This window comes from Clostridium zeae, assembly GCF_017312485.1.
Lineage (GTDB): Bacteria > Bacillota > Clostridia > Clostridiales > Clostridiaceae > Clostridium_AR > Clostridium_AR zeae.
Genome location: NZ_BMBA01000006.1, coordinates 138,245 through 162,505 on the forward strand (window position 1 = coordinate 138,245; position 24,261 = coordinate 162,505).

Sequence of the window (24,261 nt, forward strand, 5' to 3'; positions counted from 1 at the left end):
ACTATCTAACCCCTAAAAATTTATTTATTGACTCAAGTAAAAGCCTATTCTCATCACTGTTTCCAACAGTTATCCTTATGCAATTTTCTAGCCTTCCTTTTCCGAAAAACCTTACTGAAACTCCATTATTTTTAAGGTACTCATAAAGTTCCTTTGCCTCTTCAATTTCCATTAATATAAAGTTAGTGCTGCTAGGATAAAGCTTAAAGTTTATCTTCTCTGATAAACTTAGCAAACTTATTTGCAAAGAAGATTTTTCTCTTAGAATTCTTGAGATATTATCTTCTATAACTTGCTTATTTTCGTATATTAAGGCCCCTATTTCTTGAGTAATTGAATTTACATTATAAGGTGGCTTTACCTTATATAGCTCCATTAACAGAGCTCTGTTAGTTATTAAAAATCCTAACCTTAAAGCTGCTAAACCTATCTTTGATGCAGTTCTTAGTATTATTAAGTTATCGTAATTGTCTATTTCGTCGATTACTGTATTTCCGTAAAATTCAAAGTAAGCTTCATCTATAACAACTATAGAATTCACTGATGTTATAAGTTTTATGATATCTGCTTTTTTAATAACTCCACCTGTTGGATTATTTGGTACTGATACAAATACAACCTTAGGTTTCTCATTGTTAACAAAATTAATAAAATCATCAATATCTAAAGTAAAATCTTCCTTCAAATCATATTCAAGAACCTCGGCTCCATGCAAAACTCCATAAATCTTATACATTGAGAAATCCGGATTTAATTTAACTATTTTATCTCCACTATCCACGAAAGTATTGCAAATTATTGATATAAGCTCATCAGATCCATTTCCTATCATTATCTTTTCTTCATCCGCCCCTGAGTAGCTGCCATAAATTTTTCTTAACTTTTCTCCAGTTGGATCAGGATATCTATTTATCTTCATATCTTTAATTGCACTAATTATTTCTTCTTCTAACTGCTTTTCTATATTTATGAAACTTTCATTGGCATTTAAAATTACTTCACAATTATTTATTTCTGCTTCATAGGGTTTAAAATCACTTAAATCTTTTCTAAACAAGCTATTCATTGTCAACCCTCACTTTTATAGAATTTCCATGAGCATCTAAACCTTCTGCCTTAGCAAGAATCATTATATCTTCACTTAATTCCCTAAGCGCTTCTTCTGTATAATATATATAACTAGATTTTTTTATAAAATCATCTACAGATAAAGGCGAAAAAAATCTTGCTGTTCCATTTGTAGGTAGCACGTGATTTGGACCAGCCATATAATCACCTAACGGTTCAGGACTATATTGTCCTAGGAATATTGAACCTGCATTCTTAACTTTTCCAAGGTATGCTATAGGGTTTTCAATCATTAGCTCCAGATGTTCCGGTGCAATGGCATTGGCCATATCTATAGCTTCCTCTAATGATTTAACCACTAATATGCCTCCGTAATTCTTAAGCGAAGCCTCTATAATTTCTTTTCTGTTTAAATTCTGAATTTGTATATTTATTTGTTTATTAACTTCCTCTGCTAAAGTTTTGCTAGTTGTTATAAGCACAGACGATGCAAGTTTATCATGCTCTGCTTGGGACATTAAATCTGCAGCTAAAAATCTAGCATTAGCTTTTTCATCACATACTATAGTTATTTCACTTGGACCAGCTATCATATCTATATCTACCTTGCCATAGCAAACCCTCTTTGCCAAAGCTACATATATATTTCCTGGTCCTACTATTTTATCAACCTTAGGAATAGTGCTAGTTCCATAAGCAAGAGCCGCTATTGCTTGAGCTCCACCAACTTTATATATTTCGCTTACCCCAGCTAGCTTCGCTGCTACTAATATATTAGAATCTATACTTCCATCTTTCTTTGGTGGAGTTACCATAACAATTTTCTTTACTCCAGCTAGCTTTGCTGGAATTACATTCATAAGAACTGATGATGGATAGGCTGCACTACCACCTGGAACATATACCCCCACTTTCTCTAAAGGAGCTATTTTTTGTCCCATTATGACTCCGTTTTCTTCAGTACTTATCCATGATTGTCTTATTTGCTTTTTGTGAAAATACTCTATATTTGCTATTGCTTTTTCTAAAGCATCCTTTATATTGTTAGATACCTTGCTAAAAGCATCTTCTATTTCAACTTCGCTAACTTTTAACTGATCTAATGACACTCCGTCAAACCTTTCAGTGAAAATTTTAACAGAAACATCTCCCTCTTTCCTAACAGCTCCTATTATGCTTTCCACCGCTTCTAAAGCTTCTTTACTATCCTCTTCACTTCTTCTTTGCATTAACTGAAGAAACAGCTCAATACAATCATTATCTTCATATATTTTAATCATTATTAGCTTCTCCTTCACTTGAATTCAAAAAGTTTTCGATCTTATCTACTAAATCTAAAACTACATTCTTTTTCATTTTCATACTGGCTTTATTAACAATTAATCTAGCACTTATATCACAAATTTTATCAAAAATTATAAGACCATTCTCCTTTAATGTTGTTCCCGTCTCAACTATATCTACGATGGCATCTGCTAATCCTAAAATTGGCGCAAGTTCTACTGAGCCTTCAATTTTTATTATCTCAACATCTTCACCCTTTTCTCTAAAGTAATCGTGCGCTACTTTAGGGTATTTAGTTGCTATAACCTTTCTTTTAAAGTTAGGAATAAATCTAAAGCTCTCTAATGATGCTAATGCAAAAAAACACTTTCCTTTATTTAAATCTATTACTTCGTAAAAATCAGGTGTATTCTCAAGTATGGTATCTTTTCCCACTATACCCATATCAACTACGCCATGTTCCACGTAAGTTATAACATCCTGTGCCTTTGCTAAAACAAATTCTACTGGGTAGTTGTTGCTTCGCAGTATAAGCTTTCTTCCCTTATTCTTTAGTTCAGTAGTGTCTATGCCTATACCATCAAAAATCCCTATAGCATCCTTCTCTAGACGCCCCTTAGTAAGTGCTATTTTAATATTTTCCATTTTTAAACATCTCTCCTATAAATACTCCTGTAGGGCTCAATCTATATTCAATCACTTCATTTCTATTAACTTTCATTATCCTATTTATTCCTTTACCCCTACAATAATCAGCCACTTCCTCAAAACTTTCTTGTATATTAAGCTGCCAATTTCCACTGCCTTTATTTAATGAATTCATTATTTTTATAGCATTAGCATAAGAGTCTTTTTCAAAAAATATTACTCCAGTTACCTCATCAGTTTTTTCGGTTTTAGTTTTTTCATACATAAGTTTTTGTATAGCATCTACATTTATAGCTAAGCCTGCTGCCGCACTTTCTTCTCCAAATTCTCCTACTAAACCATCATATCTACCGCCACTTAGTATCTCTTCACCTACTTCTTTTGTATAGCCTTTAAATATAGCACCTGTGTAATAATTAAAACTTTGAATCATAGCTAAATCTACTGAAACATATTCTGAATATCCTAAGGATTCTAAAGTATTGTATATATAGCTCAAATCTCTTAATGCATTTATAGCTTTTTCCGATTTTACAAGTTCTTGAGCTTCATCAATTACACTTTTTCCTCCAAACAGTTGAGGTAAAGCTTTTAAAATTTTATATTGATCTTCATCTAATTTACTTTTCTTTTTGTTTAAAAAAGAATATAGTGATCCTAGATTTTTATTCATTATCAGATTCTCAAGTTCACTAACTTCCTCATTATCGAAATTTATGACTTCAAGGATTCCTTCAAAAAACTTGCACTGTCCTATCTCTATCTTGAATTCCTCTATTCCTATTTCTTTTATGGTATTAATAGCAGTTATAAGTAATAGTATTTCTGCTTTTATATTTGAAATACCTATTATCTCAATTCCACATTGAGTTATCTGATTATTTTTACCGTGATTATGCTCATTAGCTCTATATACATCCCCAACATAGCTAAGCATAGCAGTTCCGCTCTTAATTTTAGTAGAATAGACTCTTGCAATTGGAATTGTTAAATCCGGTCTTAAGGTAAGTATTCTTCCCTTAAAATCTATTAATTTATATATTTTTTCATCTTCTATTGGGTGATTTGAAAAATTAAAAACATCATAGAATTCTAAAGTCGGTGTTTGTACCTCATTAAAACCAAATTTTTTAAATACTTTTCTGCTTTTTGATATTATGTCATTTTTAATCTCACACTGATCAAATAAAAGGTCTTGAGTTCCTTCAATAGCATAATTTCTCCATATATTCATTCTATAGCCCACCTTCAACACTTCATTACTTTAGTAAAGTAAAACATTAAAACTCTAAATCATTAAAATAATACTACTATAAAAATAATCCTCTGTCAATATAAGGTTATATCCGCTTATAACTGAATTATCATAATTTTTTGTTTTTATAGAATTCCTAACTCAATTATTAATTTATACATGCTAAAATTCATAGGTGCATGATTTTCGAACAAGTATAAATTAAGTTTCGCTACAGGAACTCTTTAATAAAATTACATCAAAGACTAATATGAAATTTCTTATAGTTATATAATTCCTGTATTTCTATATATTAAACCGCCCATAAAGGAATTAATTCTTTATGGGCGGTTATATTAATATCATAAGGAATGTATCAATATAAAAACTGAAGTTGATTTTGACTGCAGTTAAATTTAAAAGCACCAATTAATCTTACTGTCATTTGAAATATGGATCTGAAGTATGAACACTTTGATGATGTAATATCTCAAAACCCTCGAGGGTCCTGACCTATGAACTTGAGATAAGCAATGATGTTAATCGAGCTTAATCAAGATGATTGATTATTTAACTTGTGCCTAAAATATTGCTTACATTCCTTTTAACATATTAAAGGGTTCAGTATTAATACTGAACCCTTTAGTGTAGTAATTATAAATATTTTTTTAGATATTTACCTGTATAAGACTCTTTATTTTCTGCTATCTTTTCTGGAGTACCAATACACAATATAGTACCACCTTTGTCTCCACCTTCTGGACCAAGATCTATTATATGGTCTGCGCATTTTATCATATCAAGATTGTGCTCAATAACAACAACTGTATTACCTGCATCAACAAGTCGTTGAAGTATCTCAATAAGTCTGCTTACGTCAGCCACATGTAGTCCTGTTGTAGGCTCATCTAATATATATAAAGTCTTTCCTGTACTTCTCTTTGAAAGCTCATATGCAAGTTTAATTCTTTGAGCTTCTCCACCAGATAACTGCGTTGATGGCTGACCTAGCCTTACATATCCAAGTCCTACATCGTGAAGCGTCTTAAGCTTGTTATGTATTCTTGGTATATTCTCAAAATAATCAAGAGCTTCTTCAACTGTCATATTTAGTACATCGTCTATATTCTTGCCTTTATATTTTACCTCTAATGTTTCTCTATTATATCTTTTACCTTTGCATACTTCACAAGGCACATAAACGTCGGATAGAAATTGCATTTCTATTTTTATGATTCCATCTCCGCTACACGCTTCACATCTTCCACCTTTAACATTGAAAGAAAATCTTCCTTGTTTATATCCTCTCATCTTAGCTTCAGTTGTATTAGAAAACAGTTCTCTTATTATATCAAAAGTACCAGTATATGTAGCTGGATTTGAACGAGGAGTTCTTCCTATAGGGCTTTGATCTATATCGATTATTTTATCAATGTTTTCATACCCTATTATTTCTTTATGTTCTCCTGGAATAACTCTAGACTTATTTACAATTTTGTAAAGTCCCTTATATAGTATTTCATTAACTAAAGTACTCTTACCTGATCCAGACACTCCTGTAACCATTGTAAGGGTCCCAAGAGGAAACTTAGCATTTACATTCTTTAGATTATTTTCTTTAGCGCCTTTAACTGTTATAAAGTTACCATTACCTTTTCTTCTGTCGCTAGGGATTTCAATTTTCTTTCTGCCAGTAAGATATTGACCAGTTATGGACTCCTCAGTGTTTTCTATTACATCTAGAGGGCCTGCTGCAATTATCTGTCCTCCGTGTTCTCCTGCACCAGGACCTATATCAACTATAAAGTCAGCTTCTCTCATAGTATCTTCATCATGTTCAACTACAACAAGAGTATTGCCTAGATCTCTTAAGTGTTTCAAGGTTGCTATAAGCCTATCATTATCTCTCTGATGAAGCCCTATACTTGGTTCGTCTAATATATATAACACTCCCATAAGCTGAGAACCTATTTGAGTTGCTAGTCTTATTCTTTGAGATTCTCCACCAGACAAAGTTCCTGAGTTTCTTGCGAGATCAAGGTAATCTAGTCCAACATCAATTAAAAACTTTAGTCTTGAATTTATTTCTTTAACTATTTGCTGACTTATTATCTTATTTTTCTCTGAAAACTCTATAGAATTTATAAAATCCAATTCATCTCTAATACTTAACCTTGTGAATTGATTTATATTTTTATCTCCTACAGTAACAGCTAGAGCTTCTGGCTTTAACCTAGCCCCTTTACATTTAGGACAAGGATTATTGCTCATATATTGCTCAATTTCAGTTTTTATGATATCAGAACCAGTTTCCATATATCTTCTCTTCAATGAATTTATTTCTCCATCAAAGGCATGCTTATATCTTCCTAAAATTCCTTCTTTAGTGTAATCAACTTCTACCTTTTCTCCATTAGTTCCATATAATAATAATTCTACTATATTTCTAGGAAGGTCTTTAATAGGAGTATTTAAATTGAATTTGTATTTTTTCTCTAAAGCTTTAAGCACAGCATAAGTCCAAGCTCCTTCTGCTAATCTTCCCTCTCCCCAAGAAGCTATAGCACCTTCCATAACACTTAAATCTTTATTAGGCATAACTAAGTCTTCATCAATCTCCATTAAGGTTCCTAGACCATCGCAGTGATCACACTTTCCAAAAGGTGAATTAAATGAAAATAATCTTGGTGCTAGTTCATCTATACTTATCCCACATTCTGCACAAGCAAATTTTTCACTAAAAAGTGTATCATGCCCTCCTAATATGTTTACTATTACTAATCCCTCTGCTAGTTTTAATGCAGTCTCCAAAGAATCAGTAAGCCTGCTTTCTATGTCTGACTTCACTACCAACCTATCTATTACAGCTTCTATACTGTGTTTTTTATTCTTTTCTAAAGTTACTTCATCTTCAGAAAGGTCATATATTTCACCATCTATTCTTGCTCTTACATATCCGTTCTTTTTTATATTTTCTAGCACCTTCTCATGAGTACCTTTTCTACCTCTAATTATAGGTGCTAATATCTGTATCTTTGTTTTCTCCTCAAAATTCATAACTTTATCCACTATTTGATCTATGGTCTGCTGAGTTATTTCTTTACCGCACTTTGGACAATGAGGTACACCAACTCTAGCATAAAGTAGTCTCAAATAATCATATATCTCAGTAACAGTTCCTACTGTTGATCTAGGATTTTTACTAGTAGTCTTTTGATCTATGGATATAGCTGGTGACAATCCCTCGATTGACTCCACTTCTGGTTTATTCATTTGACCTAAAAACATTCTTGCGTATGCTGATAGAGATTCAACATATCGTCTCTGACCTTCAGCATACAGTGTATCAAAAGCCAATGATGACTTTCCAGATCCTGATAGCCCTGTAAATACTACAAGTTTATCTCTTGGAATCTCTAAGGATACGTTTTTTAGATTATGTACTTTTGCACCTTTTATTACTATCTTATCCTTCATAACATTTCTCCTTACTTACATATTTAATCCGATTATTAATTTCAACAAAGCACTTTAACAGTGCGTAAACTTATCTTATGATTATCTATTCATTTGATTGAAGTGTTTCATCTTTATATATTCTAGTCAATATTATTAATGCTATTCTTTTTGAACATAAGTTCGCATGTAACTATTTTAATTCTTTACAATTTATAAGTCAACTTTTACTTATTAATTTTTACAAACAAAAAAGCATAAATTTGTCAGGCAACATCTTTTCCTTTTATTATTCTTTAGCTTATATTCCATTTCAACCTGTTACACATACTTCTCCATAAATCTAATTAAATTATAAATTCCTAAATAATAAAAAACCTCTAAGGCTAATAATTAGCTTTAGAGGTTAATCTAATATATTAAAAATCAATTTTATATAGTCTTAAAGTAGAACCTAGTCTCTTCATTTATATAGTCTAAAAGAAACAAATCTCCTTCAAATACCTTACCAATAACATTTACTCTGTCATCCTGAGGTAAAGCCTTCATTATTATCTGAAGTTCTCCCATATACCTCATATAACCTTCATTATCTAAAGTTATGCAGCCTTTCTCTCTGTTAACGCAATTGACTGCTTGTATGATCTCATTATTTGTAAGCAAGCTCCTGCTTTCAACTGCCCTAACTACATCTGCTGCACAATCAGTTCTATTAGTATAGCAAGGAAAATCCATATACCTTTCTGTAATGTAATTTTTCATAGAAAGTAATACTCTTAGTTCAATACATCTATCTTTAATAGCTCCTACTGACACTATTTCATCATTGCTAGGATTTCCATCTCCGAAGAATATATCATCAACTCCTAAAGCAACTAAATGTCTAGCACTCGTATATGGTTCTAAATATCTATGAGCTTCAAGTGTAGGAAGCCCTTCATAGATTGGTCCCCTTCTGCCTGATAACGAAGGAATAAATGCTGAAATTCTAATTCCATATCTTCTTAACAACTGATTCTTCTTTATAAATAAAGTTTCAGAAATCCCTGTATTTTTTCTTGGATAATAGTTATGACATGCTTGAATATTTTTATAGTTAGGACTATACTTTTCTAACTCTTCAAAGAATCTATCTGTAACAGTTGATGCATTAATTTCTACTTTTAATCCAAATTTATTCCTACTTAAATTCGCTATGAATTCTTCAGAATATCCAAAATCTAATCTTAAAACATCTACACCTAAAGCTTTAACTCTTTCCAGATCATCCTTATCTATTTCAAGAAGCTTATATGCATTAGGAGAAATGTCAGCTATTATCTTCATATTTAACTTTTGAGCTAACTTTGACACTTTACCAAACTCTTCTAATACGATATCATAATTAGCTTCTGGTATATGAAAAGATGTAAAAATTCTATCAAATCCATTTTCTTTAGACAATTCTATATTTTTCAGTATACTCTCTAATGAATACCCCATACCTAAAAATACAGATATTCCTTTTCCCATGATTGCTTCCTTTCTTATACATAAAACATTATACTTTGAAGTTCAATATTTTAATTACCATACTACTCTTCAATCGGATCATCAAAACCAAGTAAATAGGTAGCTATGAAACCTGCAACATAAGCAACGATCAATCCCACAACAAATAGTATTGGTTTATTGGTTATTGCAGCAAGAGGTATACCCGATAATCCCATGGATGTTGAACCAACCTTAAATAAAGCTTGCGCTGCACCACCAAAAGCGCCACCTATACATGCTCCTATAAAAGGTTTTCCTAGAGGTAAAGTAACTCCATAGATAAGAGGCTCTCCAACTCCCATAATTCCTACTGGAAGTGCTGATATTATTGTCTTTTTAAGCCTTTTATTCTTAGTCTTAAAATATACTGCTATTGCAGCCCCCACTTGACCTGCTCCAGCCATAGCTAGTATAGGAAGTAAAATGTTAATGCCTGCAGTCTTAAGCAAATCTACATGTATTGGAGTCAAGCCTTGATGTAATCCAGTCATAACTAACGGCAAAAATAATCCACCTAATATAAAACCTGTGATTGCTCCACCACCAGATATAGCAGTTTTAGCAGCATATCCAATTCCGTCTGATATCATTCCACCTAAAGGTTGAAGTGCAAACAAAGCAGCAAAGGCTGAAATAAGTATTACTGTAAGAGGAGTTAAAAATAAATCCAATGTTTCCGGAATAACTTTTCTCAACTTTCTTTCTAACCAACTTGAGAATGCAACTACTAATAAAACAGCAATTATTCCACCTCTTCCAGGTAGAAGTGCTGTACCTCCTATAGTAACTTTTGCTAAGTCCGGATGAGATATTACAGCTGCCATAGTACCACCAAGCATAGCTGATCCTCCAAACTCCTTAGCCGCATTGACACCTACAAATAAATTAAGCCCGTAAAAAACAGCGTTACCTGTTACCTTTAGTATTCCGCCAATAGTTGTATTTGCATAGTTAGGATCTATCTTCAATACAATATTTAATATAGCTGTTACAAGTCCACATGCAATAAAAGCTGGTATTAATGGTATAAAAATATTAGATAATTTCTTTAAAAACAATTTAAATGGAGTTGCATTCTTCTTATTTATTTCCGCCTTTAAGGCTTTAGCATCATCTACCTCTCCTATACTAATTCCAGTGATAGATCCGAAAGCTTCAGTGACTTTATTTACTCTACCTGGTCCTAGAATAATTTGAAGCTGTCCTTGTTGTTCTACTACACCTAATACACCTTCAATTTTTTTAATGTCATCAATCTTGCATAAAGAAGATTCATTAATTCCTAATCTAAGTCTTGTCATACAATGAGCAACTGAAGATATATTGTCTTTTCCACCAACATTTGTTAGTATTTGTTCAGCAACACTTTTTACATCAACACTATTATTCATAAAATTACCCCCATTCTCTTTTATATTAAACTTCTAAACTCTTAAGAGCCTTTGCTATATATCCTTTATTACTTTCAAGCACACACTCAGCATCCTTTTTTTGTAATCCTGACATAATCATCAGTATGGATAATTTAACATCATATCCAGTATGCACAAGCATAGCTATAGCCTCTTGTCTAGATACCCCCGTAGCCTCCATTAATATCCTTTGTGCTCTCTCTACTAATTTTTCATTTGTAGATTTAACATCTATCATTAGATTACTATACACCTTACCAGTGTTAACCATAGCTCCAGTAGACAACATATTAAGCACCATTTTTTGAGCTGTCCCCGCTTTCATTCTAGTAGATCCAGTAATCGCTTCTGGTCCTACCACAGGTGCTATTGATATCTTCGCAATTTGTGAGATAATTGAATCTGGATTGCATGTTAACCCTACAGTTATTGCACCAAGTGAGTTAGCATATTCCAATCCACCTATTACGTATGGAGTTCTCCCACTTGCTGCAATTCCAACTAAAACGTCTCTTTCATTAAAGCCTATATTTTTCAGATCTTCTACACCTAATTCTTTTGAATCCTCAGCTCCCTCCTTCGACTTAAATATTGCACCATATCCCCCTGCTATTAACCCTTGTACCAGATCTTCTTTTACTCCATATGTAGGAGGGCATTCAGATGCATCTATAATTCCAAGCCTTCCTGAAGTCCCTGCCCCACAATAAATTAATCTTCCACCACATTGTAATGCATTGGATATGTAATCAACTGCAATAGCTATGTTCTCTATTTCTTTTTCAACTGCAAAAGCTACCTTCTTGTCTTCTTCATTAATCATTTTTAACATATCAATAGTAGATACCTTGTCTATATTCCTTGTATTACTATTTCTAGTTTCTGTAATCAAGCTTCCCAAATCCAAACTCATTTCTCATCCCCCCGAAAATATTTATCTTATATCTATAATTATACATACAAGAAATTTTGTTTCAACATTTTCTTTATGTAAACGAAACAATATTTCATTTATTATCAAGTTATCTTTTTTACGCTACCATTTTTAATATTATTCCAATTTATGTATGACTCTATTATTAAAATTCAAAATCACTTATATCTTCTCCATTTAGAGTTGTACACTCTAATATAAATACCTTTAAATTTTACAAAAAAGTTGCTAGTTTGGGTTAGTATTAATACTTTATATTTTGCTATATAGTAAAAACAGCGTAATTCCATAAAAGCATTAAACTTTTTATAGAACTACGCTGTTTCATTTACACTATTCCTTAAGTGGCTGCACAATCTTTTTAGTTTGTCTTAAATGGTGTTCTGTTAATTCAAAGTTCTCTTTTGCTATATCCAAATATATTATATCTGTTATAAGTAACTGAGCAAATCTAGAATTAATAGCACCTATTCTTAGTTCACCTTCGTTATTTGGCAAAAATATAGATATATGAGCTAGCGATGCTAATGGAGTCTTCCCCCATTTTGTTATAGCGATACATTTCGCTCCATTATCTCTTGCTCTTTTTACCGCGAGATTTACTTCTTTAGTTCTTCCACCATATGATAAAGCTATAACAACATCTTTTTCTGTTATATGTACTGAAGTCGCTAGCCCTAAATTACTGTCCAAACTAAACACGCATCTTCTATTTATTCTTAGTAGCTTCTGCTGCAAATCCATCGCTACAAGAGCTGATGCTCCAACTCCAAGTAAATATATAGTCTCTGCCTTTTTTATAGAGTCTAGTGCTTCTTCTAAGCTTTTATAATTAATTGATCTAACAGTCTCTTCTAGAGTGTTTTGTACTCTACCTTCTATCTTTTGGACCATTTCTTCTACCGTATCATCATGCTTTAATATCGTATCAATTTCTTCATCAATAAAGGACTGAAGACTTTTAACAAGTTCAATCTTTAATTCACCAAACCCGTCAAAGCCTAAACTTCTAGAAAATCTAACTATAGAAGCAGGTGATGTCTTAGTTAATTCTGCCAAATCTTGTGTCGATATGTTTATTACATTCTTGCTATTTTCAACTATATAATCTGCTATTTTTTTTTCAGTTTGTGTAAAATACTCATAGTTTTGTCTAATCTTTGTAATGCAGCTCATAAAATCATCACCTAATCCTAAACTTTCTTCTTTAATCCGTTTATTAAATCTCTTAATTCTGCTGCTCTCTCGAACTGAAGGTTCTTAGCTGCATCCTTCATTTCCGCCTCATATTTTGCAATAAGCACCTTAGGATCTTCCTGCACTTTACTTTCTTTGCTAACCTTATATTCTGTCTTATCTTCAGCTACCTTTGTAGCTTCAATTACTTCTCTTACATCTTTTATTATAGTAGTTGGTACTACGCCATGCTCTTCATTATACTTCATTTGTATATCTCTTCTTCTGTAGGTTTCCTTAATAGCCTTATCCATTGATCTAGTAATATTATCTGCATACATTATTACCTTGCTCTCTGAGTTTCTAGCGGCTCTACCTATGGTCTGTATAAGTGATGTCTCGGATCTTAAAAACCCTTCCTTATCAGCATCTAATATAGCAACTAGCGCAACTTCAGGTATGTCTAATCCTTCTCTTAACAAGTTTATACCTACTAATACATCTACTTCTCCTAGTCTTAATGATCGTATTGTTTTCATACGCTCTATAGTTTCAACATCGGAATGCATATATGTTGTATTTACCCCTAAATCCGTAAGATATTTTGTAAGGTCTTCTGCCATTCTTTTAGTTAATGTTGTAACTAGTACTCTAAAGCCTTTAGCTATAGTTTTTTGGATTTCAGCATATAAATCATCTATCTGACCTTCTACTGGTTTGACAACAATCTCAGGATCTAAAAGACCTGTAGGTCTTATGATTTGCTCAGCTATATTAGTAGCATGATCAACCTCATATTGAGCAGGGGTTGCAGATACAAAGACAACTTGATTTATTTTATTCTCAAATTCATCAAATTGTAAAGGTCTATTATCGTAAGCACTAGGCAATCTAAATCCATATTCAACTAAAGCGGTTTTTCTTGATCTATCTCCACCATACATAGCTTTTACTTGTGGCAATGTAACATGACTCTCATCAATAAAAAGTAAGAAATCCTCTGGAAAATAATCTATCAATGTTTTTGGAGGAGTACCTGCAGCTCTTCCATCCAATATTCTTGAATAATTCTCGATACCACTACAGTATCCCATTTCTCTTATCATTTCTATATCAAAATTAGTTCTCTGTCTCAATCTTTGAGCTTCAAGTAATTTATCTTGCGCGTTTAATTCTTTGAGCCTTTGTTCCAATTCATCTTCTATTTGTTGTATAGCTGCATCTATTTTTTCTTTTGAAGTTGCAAAATGGGATGCTGGAGATATGGATATATGATTTCTTTCTCCAATTATCTTTCCAGTAAGAACATCAAATTCTCTTATTCTGTCTATTTCATCGCCAAAGAATTCTATTCTTATTCCTTTGTTTGAATATGAGGCAGGTATGACATCTAAAGAATCTCCTCTAACTCTAAAAGTTCCTCTGGCAAAATCAATATCATTTCTTTCATATTGAATCTCAATTAGTTTTTTAATTATTTCATCTCTTTCTTTAACCATTCCAGGTCTTAGAGATATAGTTAATTTGGAGTATTCATCTGGATCTCCTAATCCATATATACATGAAACTGACGCAACTATAATAACATCTCGTCTCTCTAGCAGCGCTGAAGTGGCAGAATGCCTAAGCTTATCTATTTCATCATTTATAGACGCATCCTTTTCTATAAAGGTATCTGTTTGTGCAACATATGCTTCAGGCTGATAATAATCATAGTAGGACACAAAATATTCAACAATATTATTTGGAAAGAACTCTTTAAATTCTTCGCATAACTGAGCAGCTAAAGTTTTATTATGAGCTAATATCAAAGTAGGTCTTTGAACTCTATGTATTATATTAGCCATTGTAAAAGTCTTACCTGAGCCTGTTACTCCAAGAAGTATTTGACCTTTTTCATCATTATTTAATGAGTTAACTAGACTGTCGATTGCCTGCGGTTGATCTCCCATGGGCTTAAATTTGGATACTATTTCAAATTCTGGCATACTAATACCTCCGTACATACTTTCGTATTCTTATTTTATTCTTTTAATCATTTTAAAGTCAATAGGTAATAGATTGAATAAAAAGAAAAAAAACAAGGTTCTACAAACATAGAACCTTGTGAAATTATTTATCTTTATTTTTAAGTTTATCCAAAACTTCATTAAAATTTTGTTTATCGTAATTTATAATATCTTTATTGTTGACAACCTTAGGAACTAATATGACCCCAAATCTTTTATTTTCAACTTGATTTATAAGTATATTTTTTATAGATCCTTTTCTATTTTTCAGCTTTATGTCTACACTAACATAACTTTCTTTTATTAGCTTGTATGCATGCAATTCATTGATTACTTCTTCTTCATTAATAGCTAATATTTTATCTCCACTCTTCACGCCTGCTATATAAGCTGGTGACCCCGGAGAAACATCTAATACTGAAACGCCCTCATCATCACTTATAAACATTGGTTCTTTACTTTGTTCTGCCTTATTTTGAAGCCTTAACATAAATTCATGAGCTAATGGCATTAATACGAGACCTACTATTTGGAACACAATGCTAAGATTACCAAGTTGTCCAACTAAAATCATACACAATCCGTAAACTAAAATTCCAATACCAGAATTCCTTGCTTTTTCTTTCTTATCACTAGCAAAAGTTATCGAAGAATAGCCTACAACCCCATAAAATGGAACCAGAGATATAACAGCAGTTTCCATTATCTTTTTAAAGCTTCCGCTCTGTATAAGAGGCCACCAACTCGGATTAGCTATCTCTACTGTACCTGTATCAACAACACCTTTTATAACAATTATTAATGCTATAGGAATAGCCCAATGTCTTTTTAGGGCGAATCCTCCAAGAATTCTTCCCTCTTTATTAGTGAACACGGGAATAGCACCTTTTGAACCATCAAAACTTACTAGTATCCCTTCTACTATATGTAGCACTCCTACAAAAGTAATTAAAGATGCAACATTAATATTTAATGGCACTGCCATGTTCATTGAAGTGTAAATATAATTTAGTACAATGGCCACAATTCCTAGTATTGCAGCTGAGTATGAAAAGCAAAAAAACCTCGGTTTATAAAACATCAGTAACAGTGATACTATAAATAAAATATCAATTCCAGAGTTTTTATCAAATACAACACCTAAATAAGTAAGTATTACACTTCCTAAAGCTCCCGCAAGTATCCCTAATACTATCTGTGATAAAGTAAGTTCTAGGGGAGAGTTAAAACTCTCCCCTAATATCATCTTTTGCATAAACGAATTTTTTCTATTTTGCATGTAGAACATTACTGCAAGTAATGTCAATATCAAGGCATATTGGGGGTCCACAATTGCATAAGCTAAAGATCTAAGTGTATATATCGCTAAATCCATGTGGATATCCTCCTATTTCATCTTTTCTTGTAATACCTCAAATGCTTTTTTATATTGAGGATCTTTTGATCTGTCATAAGGTTTTGAAAGTAATTCCTTTGGATATTCAACCTCAATATCAGGTTTAATACCTTTTTTATGGATATTCTCTCCGTTAGGAGTATAGTATTTAGAAATTGTAACTTTTAAAGCTGTTCCTTTTTCTAAAGACGGCATGTATTTTTCCTTGTACGGAGTATCATCACTAAATACAACCTGAACTACACCCTTACCAAAAGTTGTTGTTCCTATAAGCGTTCCAACTTTATAATCTCTTATTGCACCTGAAGTTATTTCTGATGCACTGGCTGAATTACCATTTACTAGAACTACTAGTGGCATACCTACTGCAATACCACCTTTTGATTCACTCTTATTTTCATTCTTATATTTATCTATTGTCGATACTATAGTCTTTCCCTTTGGAATAAAATTTGATACAACATTTACACACTCATCTAAATATCCACCAGGATTATCCCTTAGGTCAAGTATCAAACCCTTCATTCCTTTATCTTCAAGCTCTTTAAGCTTTTTAGTAAAATCGTTAGAAGTCGCTTCTTCAAAGCCAGCTATCTGTATATATCCAGTTTTGGCATCAATCATTTCACCTTTAACTGAATCTATTTTAACTACATCTCTTGTAGCTTTGATATCAAAGGTTCCTCTACCTTCTCGAGATATGGTTAATTTCACTTCTGCTTTCTCAGTGCCTTTCATCATAGAAACAGCCTTATCTAATTCTTTTCCAGTTACAGCAGTATCATTAACTTTTAAGATAAAATCTCCTGGTAATATACCTGCCTTCTTTGCTGGCGAATTATCAAACACTGTAGAAACTGCGATTTTATCGTCCTTTGCTTCTACTTGTATGCCAAGTCCCATGTAATTTCCTTTACTTTGTTCTGAGAAACTCTCATAATCCTTTTTATCCATAAAAACTGTATATGGGTCTTCTAGAGCTTCAGTCATGCCTTTTATAGCTCCTTCAACCAGCTTTTGGTCATCTATTGGACCATCATAATTTTTATAAAGGATATCTCTTACTTCAAATAAAGATTTGAATTTTGATACATCACTTACTCCTTGAAGTGATGCTGCAACTTCTTTATCTTTTAGTGCAGGTGTGTAACCTCTAAATGCTGCTAAATTGCCAAGATAAAATGATCCTGCATTAGTGGCTATAAGGGCTATTATTATGATAGCTACTATACCTACTCTCTTAGTATAGGTCCTTTTTTTATCTTTACTGTCATTAACCATATGTATTCACCCTTTCTGAGCAACTGTCTTCCTCTAATTATATTCTTGTCTTAATAATTTATTCTATTCCTACTTTTAAATTATACTACCAAGAACTTCCTTAGTGCAATAATACTTGCAAGAGTACCAATTAAGGCTCCAGAAAGAACAAACTGCCAGGACATCATTGAAAAAACATATGCAGGATTAATTAAGTTTACTGTAATAAGCTGAGCTGTTACTTTTGCATATATCTCTTTATAAGCAAAGAATAATAATACATTAGATAATACAGCACCAACAACACCTATTACTACACCTTCCAGTATGAAAGGCCATCTAATGAACCAGTCTGTTGCACCAACAAACTTCATTATCCCAACTTCTCTTCTTCTTGAATAAACAGTAAGTTTTATTGTGTTCATTATTAAGAATAAAGATACGCCTATTAGAACCACAAATATAACTATACCTACCCATCTTACAGTCTTTGAGAATGCTGCTATCTTATTTATCAAATCTTGATCATTTCCAATACTTTCCACACCTGTCATGCTCTTAACTTGGCTAATCACAGTCTGAGCGTACTCAGGTTTATCTAATTCAACTATATAAGAACTTGGTAAAGGATTAGATTTATCATCGTCATAACCAGTAAGTAGATCTGCATTATCTTTAAGTTGCTTCTTAAAGTTGTCTAATGCCTCTTCTTTTGATTCATACGTAACATCTTTTACTCCTTCAGTAGATCTTAACTTTACTTCTACGTCTCTTTGATCACTTAAATTTATATCCTTTACTAAAAATACCTTTATTTGAACTTTTGATTCTACACTATTTACTGCATTATTTATATTCAAAGCTGTAAGCATAAAAACTCCAAAAACAAATAATGTCGCTAAAACGGTAGCCATAGATGCTATACTTATTGTCCTATTTCTTCTTAAACTCCTAAATGCATCAGCTATAAAATACTTTATTGTACTAATCTTCATAGATATACCTACCTTTCATTTCATCTCTTGCTATACTACCTCTTTCAATGGCAATAACCCTTTTTTTCATTGCATTTACTATATCTTTAGCATGAGTAGCCATGACTATTGTAGTCCCAGCCTTATTTATATCATCTATAAGCTTCATTATTTCTTTTGCAGTCTCAGGATCTAAGTTACCCGTAGGTTCATCTGCTATAAGCACTTGAGGGTTATTTACTATAGCTCTTGCTATAGAAACTCTTTGCTGTTCTCCACCTGAAAGTTCATTAGGAAACATCTTATACTTATGTGATAATCCAACTAGAGAAAGGACAAGTGGTACTCTTCTTCTTATTTCTCTTGCTGATGCCTCTACAACTCTCATTGCAAAAGCTACATTTTCGTATACATTTAAAGTAGGAATTAATCTAAAATCTTGAAATACCATTCCAATTTTCCTTCTATAGAAAGGAACTTGTCTTCTTTTGATAGATGCAAGATCTGTTCCATTCATAAAGATATTTCCATCAGTAGGCTCAATTTCTTTTAGTAACATCTTTATAAAAGTTGATTTTCCTGCTCCACTTGGTCCAACAAGGAATACAAATTCTCCTTGTTCTATTTGAACATTAACATCCGATAAAGCTTTTACATTATTATTATAAACTTTGTTTACATTCTTAAATTCAATCATATAGACAACTCCTTAAAATTGTTTTTTCGACGGTAATTTATCTAATGCTACAAATACACAAAATTATTATAACATAAGTACCAGTGTAGTTGCGGCGGATTTTATGAATTCTTTATTAACTTGCCTAAGGGAATTATAGGAAATATTGCTGTAACTTAGATATATTCAAAGATTCAGAATAATTATTTTTTTACTTTTTAAAAAACATTTTTAAATTCTATTCACTAATTTACTAAAAAAATCGCTGAAGTGATCTTCATCGTATCAAAATATTATTCTTCATCTAAATCTTTAAATCCTTCTCCTAAAACTTCTTTTGAATCAGTTACAGTTATAAAAGCATTAGGATCTAACTCTCTGACCTTATTTTTTAGCACTATAAATTGCTTTCTATTTACTACTGTGAAAAGCATAGACGTTTTTTCTTTGGTATAAGCTCCTCTTATATCTAAATATGTACATCCTCTCCCTAAGTCATTCATTATAAATTGAGCAACATTTTCACTAATACTACTTATTATAAATACTGCTTTAGCTATAGTAAATCCTTCAATTACACTATCAACTAATGTTCCAGTCAAATAAACACTGATGAGTCCAAACATACCCTTATCCGCTCCAAAGGCATATATAGCTAATAGAGTAACTATAAAATCTGATATTAAAAGTGCTTTACCAATATCAATATGAAAATACTTATTTAGTATTTTAGCTATTATAGATGTTCCTCCAGTAGATGCATTCTGATTAAATATAATAGCAATGCCCACAGCTTGAATTGCACTTCCAAACACTACTACAAGTATATAATTTTCAGTAAATGCCTTAGGCCCAATAAATGTGTCAAAAAGCCATAGTAGTCCTGATAATGCAAAAGTAGCATAAATACTCTTTGCCCCAAACCCACCTCCTATAAAAATAAAGGCTATTATAAACAAAAATATATTAAATATTATCATAAGTGTGCCAACAGATATTCCAGTGATAGCATTAATTACAATAGCAAGCCCAGATACTCCTCCAGCGGCTATATCATTAGGAAAGAAAAAATACTCCAATGATATCGTTATCAAAAAAACTCCAATTGTTATATATAAATATTTTTTGAAAGTTCTCATCATTTGTTCCTCACCAGCGCTATATTAGCTTTATGTAGATGTACCACTTCGTAATAAATTTATATTTTCAAAACTCCTCTTATACCCAGAGGAGTTTTGAAAATAGACTTCGGTTCGAACTGCTACATCTTATATATTGCTTATCTCTTTAAACCCTTCACCTAATACTTCGTGAGCTTCTCCAACAGTTATAAAGGCTTTTGAATCTATACTTTTTATATATTCTCTAAGTTTTATAAACTCAGCTCTTGAAACAACTGTATATATTATAAATGTTTCATTACCTGTATAACCTCCAATACCTTTTAAGAAGGTGCATCCCCGTCCAAGTTCATTCATTATAAATTGTCCTATTTCTTTATTTTTACTGCTAATTATAGTTAGTTGCTTAGATGTATTAAAGCCTTCTATAACTCTATCTATAGCTATACCATTTAAAATAACTGAGAGCAGTGCATATAACCCTGCATTTAGCCCAAAAGTAATAGCCGCTAAAAGAGTTACAATAAAGTCTACGGAAGATAGCGACTTTCCTATATCCACATGAAAAAACTTATTAAGGATCTTAGCAATTATATCTGTACCACCTGTAGATGCATTTGTATTAAAAACTATAGCCATTCCAATAGCTGATAAAAACGTTCCAAATATTGCAGCTATTATTAAGTCATGTGTAAGTGCTTGAGGGTAAAAAAACTTTTCTATAATCCACATTATTAAAGAGAGTCCAAAGGATGCATATATTGTTTTAGCTCCAAAATTGCCTCCTATAAATATAAATGCAACAATAAATAAAATTATATTCATTATCAATACAAGAGTTCCTGTAGATGCAAAGGGAATATAGTGATTAATAACTATTGCTAAACCAGTTACTCCACCTGCAGCAAGATTATTTGGTGCGTAGAGATATTCTACTGCTATAGCTACCAAAAGGATCCCTATTGTTATAAAAAGATAGTCTTTAAAAACTTTATTTTGCATCTCACAATTCCTCCTAATGCTTTAATATATATTTAATTCGTTTTACTTAATATATATTTTAAAGTTCTCTCATTAGAATACCCAAGTTATCTATTAAATATATAGATGAACCACTTCATATTTAAACTTATATTTTCAAATTCTCCTCTCAAAAACCAGAGGAGTTTTGAAAATAGGTTTCGGATTGAAGTGTTTCATCTTTAGATAAACCACTTTGTATGAAAATTTATAATTGTACTTTATTCATATATACAATCATATTTTCTCTATAACAAAACTTTTTTATCCATTATGTATATCTTTAAAACCTTGTCCTAAAACTTCATGAGCTTCACTTACAATTACAAATGCATCTTTATCAATAATTTTTATGTAAGATCTTAATTTTATCAATTGCGTTCTATCCATTACACAGTATATAACCTCTTTATCAGCATCAGTATATCCACCTTTTCCTGTGAATACTGTGCAACCTCTATTAATTTCGTCTATTATATACTTCTTTATAACTTCACTTTTATTTGTAAATACAGCAACCGACTTTACTGAATTAAATCCCTCAATAACTTTATCTATTATTATTCCATTTAACATTACACAGACTATTGCATACAATCCTTTATTAAGTCCAAAAGCTAAAGCACATAAAATAACTACAATTATATCAACCGCCTGCATGCATCTTCCCATGTCCCAATGGAAAAACTTATTTAATATTTTAGCTAATATATCTGTTCCTCCTGTTGATGCATTTTGAGAAAACACTACTCCAAGTCCTATACCAAGGAGGCCTGTCCCTATTATTACTGCAAGCATGGGATCTGTAGTCAATGCATGAGGCTTTAAAAATTTCTCAATTATCCACATTGAAACCGAAAGACCAAAGGCAGCATATAGAGTTTTACCTCCGAAGCCTCCACCTACTACAAAAAAAGCAATTATAAATAAAACTATATTCATAATTATCATTAATATTCCCATAGGCAAGGCTGGAATATAATAATTTATAACCATAGCAATACCCGTTATTCCTCCACCAGATATATTATTAGGAACATAAAAATATTGTACAGCTATAGAAACCAATATGAATCCAATTGTGATAACTAAAAATTCTTTTAACTTTTGTTTCAAGATGTATTCCTCCTCATAAACCTATATTATATAAACATCTTATTTGCATTAAATGTTCTATGAATTTAAAAGCAAAAAACAGTATAGACTCCTCTATACTGTTATATTACCCGATTTACATCAAATATTCTAGCTTTTTCTTTTACTTGCTTCCTTTTTAACGCTTTAGCTCAACAACGCGCTTAACTGCGTCAGCTATATCTTCAGCTGTAAGCCCATATGCTTTTAAAAGTTCATCTGGTTTACCACTTTCTCCGAAAGTATCTTTAACTCCTACTCTCATTACTGGTACAGGGAAACTTTCACTTAATACTTCACAAACTGCTGATCCCAATCCACCTATTATATTATGTTCCTCAGCTGTTATAATAGCTCCAGTAGATTTTGCCGCACTTATAATAATTTCTTTGTCAATAGGCTTTAAGGTATGAATATTTATTACTGCAACATCTATTCCAAGTGGCTTTAATATCTCTTTAGCTTCAAGTGCCTTTTCTACCATTATTCCAGTTGCAATTATAGTAGCGCTATTTCCTTCTGCCAGTTTTACGCCCTTACCTATCTCGAATTTATATTGTTCATTATCATTTACTGTAGAAACTGCCATTCTACCTAATCTTACATAACATGGACCTACATACTCAGCAATAGCTTTTATTGCAGCCTCAGTTTCAATATCATCGGCTGGGTTTATCACTGTCATATTAGGTATACTTCTCATTAAGGATAAATCTTCTATAGCTTGATGCGAAGCCCCATCTTCTCCTACAGTTAAACCTGCATGCGTAGCACAAATCTTAACATTTAAGTTTGGATAACATATAGAGTTTCTTATTTGTTCAAATGCTCTTCCAGCAGCAAACATAGCAAAAGTACTTACAAATGGTATTTTGTTACAAGTTGAAAGACCAGCTGCAACTCCCATCATATTTCCTTCAGCTATTCCCATATTTAAAAATCTTTCAGGAAAAACAGCTTTAAAGTCTGCTGTTTTAGTAGATTTTGATAGATCTGCATCTAAAACTACAACTTGTTCATTAACTTTTCCTAGTTCTGCTAAAGCCTTTCCGTAAGCTTCTCTTGTCGCAACTTTCTTAGCCATTAGTTTTCCCCTCCGATCTCATTTAAAGCTTGTTCACATTGTTCTTTATTTGGTGCTGTACCATGCCATCCAGCTTCATTTTCCATAAATGAAACGCCTTTTCCTTTTACCGTTTTACATACAATCACTGTAGGCTTTCCTTTAGTATTTCTAGCTGCATCTATAGCACTTATTATTGCCTCTATATCATGACCATCTATATTAATAACATTCCATCCAAAAGCTAAAAACTTTTCAGCTATCGGAGCTGGATTCATTACTTTTTCAATATCTCCATCTATTTGAAGTCCATTATAATCAATAAAAGCTGTTAGATTATCAAGCTTATAATGAGCAGCAGCCATAGAAGCTTCCCAAACTTGCCCCTCTTCAAGCTCTCCATCTCCTAATAAAGTATATACTCTGTATTCCTTATTATCTAATTTGCCTGCAAGAGCCATTCCAACAGCTGCTGATATACCTTGTCCTAAAGAACCAGTGGACATATCAACCCCTGGAACATCATTCATGTTTGGATGTCCTTGAAGCATTGATCCAAGCTTTCTTAAACCTTTTAATTCTTCTACAGGAAAAAATCCTTTTCTAGCAAGTGCACTGTATAATACTGGTGCTGCATGACCTTTTGATAGAACAAATCTATCTCTATCTTCTTTTCTAGGATTTTCAGGATCTACATTCATTTCTTTAAAATAAAGAGTTGTTAGTATGTCTGCAGCAGAAAGCGATCCACCAGGATGACCTGATGCTGATTCTGTCAGCATAGTTATAATATCTTTTCTTATAGTCTTAGTAATTTGTCTTAATTCTTCAACTTTATTACTCATATTAACCTCCTATGTCCT

The 24,261-nt window shown here is 32.2% G+C and carries 19 protein-coding genes; all 19 read right to left on the minus strand.

Annotated features, from left to right (window positions below):
* Window position 1 precedes the first annotated feature (1 nt).
* The 19 genes from hisC to J3477_RS20965 all read right to left on the minus strand — a co-directional run bounded on the left by hisC (window position 2) and on the right by J3477_RS20965 (window position 24,243).
* Window positions 2–1,066 carry a histidinol-phosphate transaminase gene (gene hisC / locus J3477_RS20875; RefSeq protein WP_206872057.1) on the minus strand — a complete coding sequence of 355 codons (1,065 nt, stop codon included), beginning with the start codon at window positions 1,064–1,066 and terminating at the stop codon, window positions 2–4.
* Window positions 1,059–2,348: a histidinol dehydrogenase gene (gene hisD / locus J3477_RS20880; RefSeq protein ID WP_206872058.1), complete on the minus strand. Its 1,290-nt coding sequence runs from the start codon at window positions 2,346–2,348 to the stop codon at window positions 1,059–1,061. The genes hisC and hisD overlap by 8 nt, the downstream gene beginning before the upstream one ends.
* Window positions 2,341–2,997 (minus strand): ATP phosphoribosyltransferase, encoded by a 657-nt coding sequence (gene hisG / locus J3477_RS20885; RefSeq protein ID WP_206872060.1) that lies wholly within the window; start codon window positions 2,995–2,997, stop codon window positions 2,341–2,343. The genes hisD and hisG overlap by 8 nt, the downstream gene beginning before the upstream one ends.
* The gene (hisZ, locus tag J3477_RS20890) at window positions 2,984–4,234 is read right to left on the minus strand and encodes an ATP phosphoribosyltransferase regulatory subunit (RefSeq protein ID WP_206872061.1); all 1,251 of its coding nucleotides are present in this window, start codon (window positions 4,232–4,234) and stop codon (window positions 2,984–2,986) included. The genes hisG and hisZ overlap by 14 nt, the downstream gene beginning before the upstream one ends.
* A 654-nt stretch (window positions 4,235–4,888) precedes the next feature.
* On the minus strand, window positions 4,889–7,711 hold the full coding sequence (uvrA, locus tag J3477_RS20895; RefSeq protein ID WP_206872063.1) for an excinuclease ABC subunit UvrA: 2,823 nt from the start codon (window positions 7,709–7,711) through the stop codon (window positions 4,889–4,891).
* A 411-nt stretch (window positions 7,712–8,122) separates the two neighbouring features.
* A complete protein-coding gene (locus tag J3477_RS20900; protein WP_206872065.1) occupies window positions 8,123–9,202 on the minus strand; it encodes a DUF871 domain-containing protein in 1,080 nt (359 codons plus the stop codon).
* A 62-nt stretch (window positions 9,203–9,264) separates the two neighbouring features.
* Complete coding sequence (locus J3477_RS20905) at window positions 9,265–10,614, minus strand: PTS transporter subunit EIIC (protein WP_206872067.1); 1,350 nt, start codon at window positions 10,612–10,614, stop codon at window positions 9,265–9,267.
* A gap of 25 nt (window positions 10,615–10,639) precedes the next feature.
* A complete protein-coding gene (murQ, locus tag J3477_RS20910; RefSeq protein WP_206872069.1) occupies window positions 10,640–11,548 on the minus strand; it encodes an N-acetylmuramic acid 6-phosphate etherase in 909 nt (302 codons plus the stop codon).
* A 354-nt stretch (window positions 11,549–11,902) separates the two neighbouring features.
* Window positions 11,903–12,745, minus strand: a complete 843-nt coding sequence (locus J3477_RS20915) for a MurR/RpiR family transcriptional regulator (RefSeq protein ID WP_206872071.1) — start codon at window positions 12,743–12,745, stop codon at window positions 11,903–11,905.
* A 17-nt stretch (window positions 12,746–12,762) separates the two neighbouring features.
* Window positions 12,763–14,733, minus strand: coding sequence for an excinuclease ABC subunit UvrB (gene uvrB / locus J3477_RS20920; RefSeq protein WP_206872073.1), 1,971 nt, complete (start codon window positions 14,731–14,733; stop codon window positions 12,763–12,765).
* A 124-nt stretch (window positions 14,734–14,857) separates the two neighbouring features.
* The gene (locus J3477_RS20925; protein WP_206872075.1) at window positions 14,858–16,129 is read right to left on the minus strand and encodes a PDZ domain-containing protein; all 1,272 of its coding nucleotides are present in this window, start codon (window positions 16,127–16,129) and stop codon (window positions 14,858–14,860) included.
* A gap of 12 nt (window positions 16,130–16,141) precedes the next feature.
* Window positions 16,142–17,431, minus strand: a complete 1,290-nt coding sequence (locus tag J3477_RS20930) for a S41 family peptidase (RefSeq protein WP_206872077.1) — start codon at window positions 17,429–17,431, stop codon at window positions 16,142–16,144.
* Between the two features lie 80 nt (window positions 17,432–17,511).
* Window positions 17,512–18,405, minus strand: a complete 894-nt coding sequence (gene ftsX / locus J3477_RS20935) for a permease-like cell division protein FtsX (RefSeq protein WP_206872079.1) — start codon at window positions 18,403–18,405, stop codon at window positions 17,512–17,514.
* Window positions 18,395–19,081 (minus strand): cell division ATP-binding protein FtsE, encoded by a 687-nt coding sequence (ftsE, locus tag J3477_RS20940; RefSeq protein WP_206872081.1) that lies wholly within the window; start codon window positions 19,079–19,081, stop codon window positions 18,395–18,397. Before ftsE ends, ftsX begins: the two co-directional genes overlap by 11 nt.
* A gap of 272 nt (window positions 19,082–19,353) precedes the next feature.
* Window positions 19,354–20,202, minus strand: coding sequence for a YitT family protein (locus J3477_RS20945; protein WP_206872083.1), 849 nt, complete (start codon window positions 20,200–20,202; stop codon window positions 19,354–19,356).
* A gap of 126 nt (window positions 20,203–20,328) precedes the next feature.
* Complete coding sequence (locus tag J3477_RS20950; RefSeq protein WP_206872085.1) at window positions 20,329–21,183, minus strand: YitT family protein; 855 nt, start codon at window positions 21,181–21,183, stop codon at window positions 20,329–20,331.
* 282 nt (window positions 21,184–21,465) lie between these two features.
* Complete coding sequence (locus J3477_RS20955; RefSeq protein ID WP_308483212.1) at window positions 21,466–22,317, minus strand: YitT family protein; 852 nt, start codon at window positions 22,315–22,317, stop codon at window positions 21,466–21,468.
* Window positions 22,318–22,474: 157 nt separating this feature from the next.
* Window positions 22,475–23,419 (minus strand): transketolase family protein, encoded by a 945-nt coding sequence (locus J3477_RS20960; RefSeq protein ID WP_206872087.1) that lies wholly within the window; start codon window positions 23,417–23,419, stop codon window positions 22,475–22,477.
* On the minus strand, window positions 23,419–24,243 hold the full coding sequence (locus tag J3477_RS20965; protein ID WP_206872088.1) for a transketolase: 825 nt from the start codon (window positions 24,241–24,243) through the stop codon (window positions 23,419–23,421). Before J3477_RS20965 ends, J3477_RS20960 begins: the two co-directional genes overlap by 1 nt.
* Window positions 24,244–24,261 lie beyond the last annotated feature (18 nt).